Origin of the sequence: Spirillospora sp. NPDC046719 (assembly GCF_040645715.1) — a bacterium.
Lineage (GTDB): Bacteria > Actinomycetota > Actinomycetes > Streptosporangiales > Streptosporangiaceae > Spirillospora.
The window spans coordinates 1-1,957 of the sequence record NZ_JBEYYT010000830.1; the positions used below are offsets into that span (position 1 = coordinate 1).

A 1,957-nucleotide genomic window follows, 5' to 3' on the forward strand; every position below is an offset into this window, starting at 1 on the left:
CGTCGCGATCGACCCGCGGGTGGAGCGCGGCGAGGCGGGCCGGCGACGACGCGGCGAGGAACTGCAGCGCGAGCATCCCGAGCGTGCCGGCGCCCACCACCGCGACCGTCTCGCCGGGACGCGGCGCCGCGTGCCGGACGGCCCCGGCGATGACCGCGGCCGGCTCCAGCAGCGCCGCCGCGCGCAGGTCCGCGCCGGGCGGCAGCACGTGCAGCAGCCGGGCCGGGACCAGCAGGTGGTCGGCGAACGCGCCGGGCCGGGTGAAGCCCGTCTCGTCGTAGCGGGCGGCGCACAGGTTCGGCGCGCCCTCGCGGCAGCGCCCGCACGCCATGCAGCCGCGGAACCCCTCGCCGACGACGGGCGCGCCGACCAGCGACGGGTCGGTGTCGGGGCCGACCGCCTCGACCGTGCCGGACCACTCGTGCCCGGGGACGACGGGGTAGCGGGAGAAGCCCTCGGGGCGCGCGCCGTCGAACAGCTCGCGGTCGCTGCCGCACAGTCCGGCCGCGGCGATCCGGACGCGGGCCTCGCCGCGGCCCGGCTCCGGCGGGTCGCCGGCGTCGATCCGCCAGCGGCCCGGCGCCTCCACGAGCACCGCGCGGCTCAACGGCGCGTCCCGCGGAAGTGCCAGTCTTCGGCGTACAGGTCGAAGTCGGCGTGCTGCTGGGGGAAGGCGGCGACCGCGTCGAGGTCCAGCTCGACGCCGAGGCCGGGCGCCTCCGGCAGGGCGAAGTGGCCGTCGACGACCTGCGGGGCGCCCTTCGCGACGTCCTTGACGGCGGCGTCGGCGAAGTCGTTGAAGTGCTCCAGGATCTTGAAGTTGGGGGTGCAGACGCCGAGCTGGAGGCTCGCGGCGGTCAGCACCGGCCCGCCGACGTTGTGCGGCGCGACCTGCACGTAGTAGGTCTCGGCGGTCGCGGCGAGCTTGCGGACCTCGGCGATGCCGCCGCTGTGCCCGACGTCGGGCTGCAGGACGTCGGCGGCCTGCAGCTCCAGCAGCTCGCGGAACTCGATGCGGTCGTGGACGCGCTCGCCGGTCGCGATCGGCAGCCCGGTGTGCGCCGACACCTTGGCGAGCGCCTTGAGGTTCTCCGGCGGGACGGGCTCCTCCAGCCAGGCCGGGTCGAACCGGGCGAGCAGGCCGGCGAGCCGGATCGCGGTGGCGGGGGAGAACCGGCCGTGCATCTCGATGAGCAGCTCGACGTCGGGGCCGACCGCGTCCCGCACCGCCTCGACCAGGTCGATGGCCAGCACCGTCCCGGCGTGGTCCAGCTCCATCCGCCCCGCGCCGAACGGGTCGAGCTTCAGCGCCGTGTACCCGCGCTCCACGACGCGCTTGGCCGCCGCGTGGAAGTCCTCGGGGGTCCGGTCGACGGTGTACCAGCCGTTCGCGTAGGCCTTGACGCGGTCGCGCACCTTGCCGCCGAGCAGCCGCCACACCGGCTGGCCGAGGGCCTTGCCGATGATGTCCCAGCACGCCATCTCGACGCACGCGATGCCGGACATGACGATCTCGCCCGCGCGGCCGAAGTCGCCGTACTTCATCCGGTGGACGAGGTCCTCGACGTCGAACGGGTCGCTGCCGGCGATGTGCCTGCGCTCCGCCTCGGCGAGGTAGCCGACCAGCGCGTCGGTGTGGCCGAGCATCCGCGCCTCGCCGACGCCGGTGAGGCCCTCGTCGGTGCGGACGGTCACGAACGTGAGATTCCGCCACGGGGTCCCCAGGACATGGGTGCCGATCTCGGTGATGCGCAACGTGCCGCCCCTCTCGAATCAACCTGGCACTAGCTTGTGTTAGCGCTAACATTCGCGCCCTGCGGAACCGGTCCCTCCCTCGCCCGGGGGTCAGCGGCCGCCGGGCCGCACGGCGGTGCTCTCCCTCACCACGAGCTCCGGTTCCACGGTGCGGCGCGCCGGCGGGCCGGCGCCCTCGCCCGCGGGGTCGTCGACGCGTTCC

General features: G+C 75.2%; 2 protein-coding genes. Both read right to left on the reverse strand.

Annotated features, from left to right (window positions below; translation table 11 throughout):
• The coding region (locus ABZ914_RS50725; RefSeq protein ID WP_500201732.1) for a zinc-dependent alcohol dehydrogenase at nucleotides 1-607 on the reverse strand (607 nt) is incomplete at its 3' end.
• Nucleotides 604-1,755, reverse strand: coding sequence for a mandelate racemase/muconate lactonizing enzyme family protein (locus ABZ914_RS50730; RefSeq protein WP_500201733.1), 1,152 nt, complete (start codon nucleotides 1,753-1,755; stop codon nucleotides 604-606). The genes ABZ914_RS50725 and ABZ914_RS50730, both read right to left, overlap by 4 nt.
• Nucleotides 1,756-1,957: the final 202 nt, after the last annotated feature.